Genomic DNA, 3,904 nt, shown 5'->3' on the forward strand with positions numbered 1-3,904 from the left:
ATCTGGTACTTGTTCTGCACGATCAGCAGGTCGGGAAAGTTCAGGCTGGCGGCCTTGATCTCAATCAGCACTTCGCCTGCCTTGGGTTGCGGTGTTGGCAATTCTTTCCAGGTCAGGGCGTCTACGCCGGTGGGGTTTTCACAAAGCCAGGCTTGCATGGAATGTCTCCGATAGAAGGAATGCTGCGACAGGTGCAGAAGAAAAAGGGGGGCGGCCGACGGAAGGAGGCGGCGCCTTGCCTGCATCATAGGCAAAGCGGCAGGTTTTGCGATGTCCGGCAGAGCTCAGGCTGTCGCAGCCGTGACCGTAAAATCAGTTTATGAAAATCCTCATTTGCAACGACGACGGTTACCAGGCCTCCGGCATCATTGCCCTCTATGAAGCGCTTAAAACCGTTGCCGATGTCGAGGTGGTGGCCCCCGAGCACAACAACAGCGCCAAATCAAACGCGCTGACCCTGCACTCGCCGATGTACGTGCAGACCGCGGCCAATGGCTTTCGCTACATCAACGGCACACCGGCAGACTGCGTCCACATCGCGCTGACGGGTTTGCTGGGCTACCGGCCCGACCTGGTGGTTTCAGGTATCAATAACGGCGCCAACATGGGCGACGACACGATTTACTCCGGAACCGTGGGCGCTGCCATGGAAGGCTACCTGTTCGGCATTCCTTCCATCGCGTTTTCCCAGACTGAAAAGGGTTGGGCGCACATTGATGTGGCAGCCCGGCGTGCGGCCGAGCTGGTGCAGCAACTGATGCCCACCCTGGAGGCCGTGGCGGAAGGCGCTGAGCCGACGGTGCCGCCCTGGCTGCTCAATGTGAACATTCCCAACCTGCCCGACAACGAGATCCAGGGCGTGAAGGTGGCCCGGCTGGGGCGGCGCCATGCGGCCGAACGCGTCATCGTGCAGACCAGCCCGCGCGGCGAAACCATGTACTGGATTGGCGGTGCAGGGCCTGCGAAAGAGGCTGGTGAAGGAACCGATTTTTATGCCACCAGCCAGAAGTTTGTGTCCATCACCCCGCTGCAGGTGGATTTGACCGATCATGAGCGTCTGCCTTATTGGGCTCAAACCGCTGCCCGGCTGGCCGAGTTGCACAAAAAATCGTCATGAAATCCAGCCTCAAACCGCCATTCAATCCCGCTGCCAAAGCGCCGGCTGCAGCAGGCCGCCCGGCATTTCCGGTTCGCCTGAAGCCCGACGCGGGTGTCCCATCTGCTACAAAATCAATAGCTGGTAGCGCAAGACCAGAGCGCGCTACAGGCCAAAATAGCTTGAAGAAACCGGCACCGACCGCAGCCTCCGCGTTGCCGGGCGGTGTCGGGCTCGATTCGCACACCGTGCGCGCGCGCATGGTGAGCAAGCTTGCTGCACAAGGTGTTGCCGATGCGCTGGTACTCGCCGCCATGGGGGCTGTCGAACGCCATCGTTTTGTCGACACCGCGCTGGTCAACCAGGCCTATGAAGACACCAGCCTGCCGATTGGCCTGGGGCAAACCATTTCCAAACCCAATGTGGTGGCCCGCATGCTGGAGCTGCTGCGCCACGGCGCGGCCGGCAAGCTGGGGCGGGTGCTTGAAATCGGCACTGGCTGCGGCTACCAGGCCGCGGTGCTCAGCCATCTGGCGACGGAGGTCTACAGCATCGAAAGGCTGCGCGGCCTGCACGACAAAGCCAGGGAGAATTTGCGGACTTTGCGCCTCCCCAATGTGCACCTGCTGTTTGGTGATGGCATGATGGGCTACGCCAAGGGCGCGCCATATGCGGCCATCATTGCGGCTGCCGGCGGGGAAGCCATTCCGCCTGCCTGGATTGATCAGCTGGCTGTGGGCGGCAGGCTGGTGGCGCCCATGCAAACCGCCGGCGGCGCCCAGGCGCTGGTGGTGGTCGACAAAACCCCCCAGGGCGTCAGGCAGACCCTGCTGGAGGCCGTTCATTTTGTGCCTTTAAAATCGGGGACAAGCTGACGATCCGGCCACCTGCAGGACTCAGGCCGGTTATCGATATAGCAGTGACGGCATTGAACCATCCGATCATCCAGTTAACCAATACGCCATACCCGTCAGATTGACGACGAAAGAACCAATGAATCAAACCGTACGGCCGAACCGGGCAGTGTCTGTGGATGCCGCAGGCGCAAGTCATGGCGCCCGCTCAACGCTCGGCAGGCTGGCCCTGCCATGCGCCCTGGTGGCAGCGTTGCTGCTTGCCGCAGGTTGCGGCACGCGTTCTTCCACCCATGCTCCGGTTGAAGACCGCGGCACCGGACTGTCGCGTCCCACCCCAGGCGCGGTGGACGCAGGCAATGTCAAACAGTTGCCCGGTTTTGAAAACGCCGGAAAACCCGGTTACTACACCGTCAAACCCGGTGACACCATGATTCGCATCGGCCTGGAAAATGGCCAGAACTGGCGCGACATCGTGCGCTGGAACAACCTTGAAAACCCCAACATCATCGAAGTAGGGCAGGTGCTGCGTGTGGTGCCGCCGACCAGTGAAAACCCGCTGGTGGTGACCCGCCCCGTGACATCCGGCTCGGCCACCACGTCGACAGCATCCACCACGCCGACGCAGGCTGCCAGCGCGGCGCGTCCCGCGTCAGCACCGGCCGGCACCAGCCCGGCACCCGCAGCAACGGGCGATGAAGACATCGCCTGGATCTGGCCCGCGCAGGGCACGATGCTGGCGGGTTTCGATGAAGCCAAAAACAAGGGCCTGGATATTTCAGGCAAGGCGGGGGACCCCGTCATTGCTTCGGCCGACGGCCGCGTGGTGTACGCCGGCGCCGGCCTGCGCGGCTATGGCAACCTGATCATCCTCAAGCACAACAACACCTTCCTGACGGCCTATGCGCACAACCAGACCTTGCTGGTGAAGGAAGACCAGAGCGTGCGAAAGGGCCAGAAGATCGCCGAGATGGGCAACAGCGACGCGGACCGCGTGAAGCTGCATTTCGAGATTCGCCGCCAGGGCAAGCCTGTCGACCCTTCCAGATACCTGCCTGCCAAATAAGCGGTATTTCCATCCACAGAAAGGAGCCCCGCGTTTGCCGGGCTCCTTTTTTGTTTCTGGTGCCTTGACGCTGCTTGCGCCAGGGCAAATCTACCGGAAAATTTATGAAAAAAAGGCTCGTAGTCCAGTCTGGAAAAGCGCAAGCAGCTATCTATTTTGTAGCAAACAGTCGCACGGGAATACAGTTGCCTTCCCGGGCTTGTGATCAGTGAGGCTGCAAAATCTCGTCGTAGCCACGGCCCTTGAACTCCAGCAGGTCAATGCCATGGCCAAAGGGGTCGGCCAGCCCCGCGATGCGTCCCCAGACCCGTTCAGCCACGGGCATTTCCAGAACGGCGCCGTGGCGCTGCAGCCGGTCAACCGCCGCATCAATGTCTTCCACCACAAAATCAAGGTGAACAGGTGTCCAGTGGCGCTGGTAGGTGCGAACACTCTCGCTGCCCTGACCGCTGGCGATAGGCCGGGTACCCGGCGCATTGAAGAGCAGGTCGATCGGGCTGCCCGCACCGAGGATTTCCACGAAATCGCTCTTGAAACGGCGGCCTGTACGCAGCCCGAGCGCCTTTGTATAGAACTCGACGGCGCGTTCCATGTTGTCAACATCGATGCAAATACGAAGCTCCATGGCGCCTTCCTTTCACGGGTTCAGAAAATGGTACCGCAGCCTGAGACAATTGGTGCATGACAGAAGAAAGCCAGAACAAGCAGCCTGCTACGGCGGCCGACTACCCGCCAGACGTGCTCGAGGTCGAGTCGCTCGACATCGAAGCCCAGGGAATTGCCCACAGGGCTGACGGCAAGGTGGTTTTTATCGAGGGTGCCCTGCCTTTCGAACGGGTAACTGCCAACGTCTACCGCAAGAAAAGCAGCTTTGAAAAAGCCATGGTG

At 60.8% G+C, this 3,904-nt stretch carries 4 protein-coding genes and 2 pseudogenes; 4 read left to right on the forward strand and 2 right to left on the reverse strand.

What is annotated here, in order from left to right:
• Positions 1-158, reverse strand: a pseudogene (locus AC1DWI_RS16045) (NADPH:quinone oxidoreductase family protein); the annotation flags it as partial.
• 161 nt (positions 159-319) lie between these two features.
• Here AC1DWI_RS16045 and surE point away from each other — a divergent pair.
• The 3 genes from surE (at position 320) to AC1DWI_RS16060 (ending at position 3,016) form a co-directional block, all read left to right on the forward strand.
• A complete protein-coding gene (surE, locus tag AC1DWI_RS16050; protein ID WP_457278821.1) occupies positions 320-1,117 on the forward strand; it encodes a 5'/3'-nucleotidase SurE in 798 nt (265 codons plus the stop codon).
• Positions 1,114-1,971 (forward strand): protein-L-isoaspartate(D-aspartate) O-methyltransferase, encoded by an 858-nt coding sequence (locus tag AC1DWI_RS16055; protein ID WP_477671019.1) that lies wholly within the window; start codon positions 1,114-1,116, stop codon positions 1,969-1,971. The genes surE and AC1DWI_RS16055 overlap by 4 nt, the downstream gene beginning before the upstream one ends.
• Before the next feature lie 118 nt (positions 1,972-2,089).
• Positions 2,090-3,016: a peptidoglycan DD-metalloendopeptidase family protein gene (locus AC1DWI_RS16060; RefSeq protein ID WP_477671018.1), complete on the forward strand. Its 927-nt coding sequence runs from the start codon at positions 2,090-2,092 to the stop codon at positions 3,014-3,016.
• A 205-nt stretch (positions 3,017-3,221) separates the two neighbouring features.
• Here the strand turns inward: AC1DWI_RS16060 and AC1DWI_RS16065 are convergent, their stop codons facing one another.
• Positions 3,222-3,641 (reverse strand): VOC family protein, encoded by a 420-nt coding sequence (locus tag AC1DWI_RS16065; RefSeq protein WP_477671017.1) that lies wholly within the window; start codon positions 3,639-3,641, stop codon positions 3,222-3,224.
• A gap of 56 nt (positions 3,642-3,697) precedes the next feature.
• On the opposite strand from AC1DWI_RS16065, the pseudogene AC1DWI_RS16070 reads away from it, so the two are divergent.
• Positions 3,698-3,904 (forward strand): annotated as a pseudogene (locus AC1DWI_RS16070) (23S rRNA (uracil(1939)-C(5))-methyltransferase RlmD); the annotation flags it as partial.

It is taken from the genome of Polaromonas sp. P3_C2 (assembly GCF_056402675.1).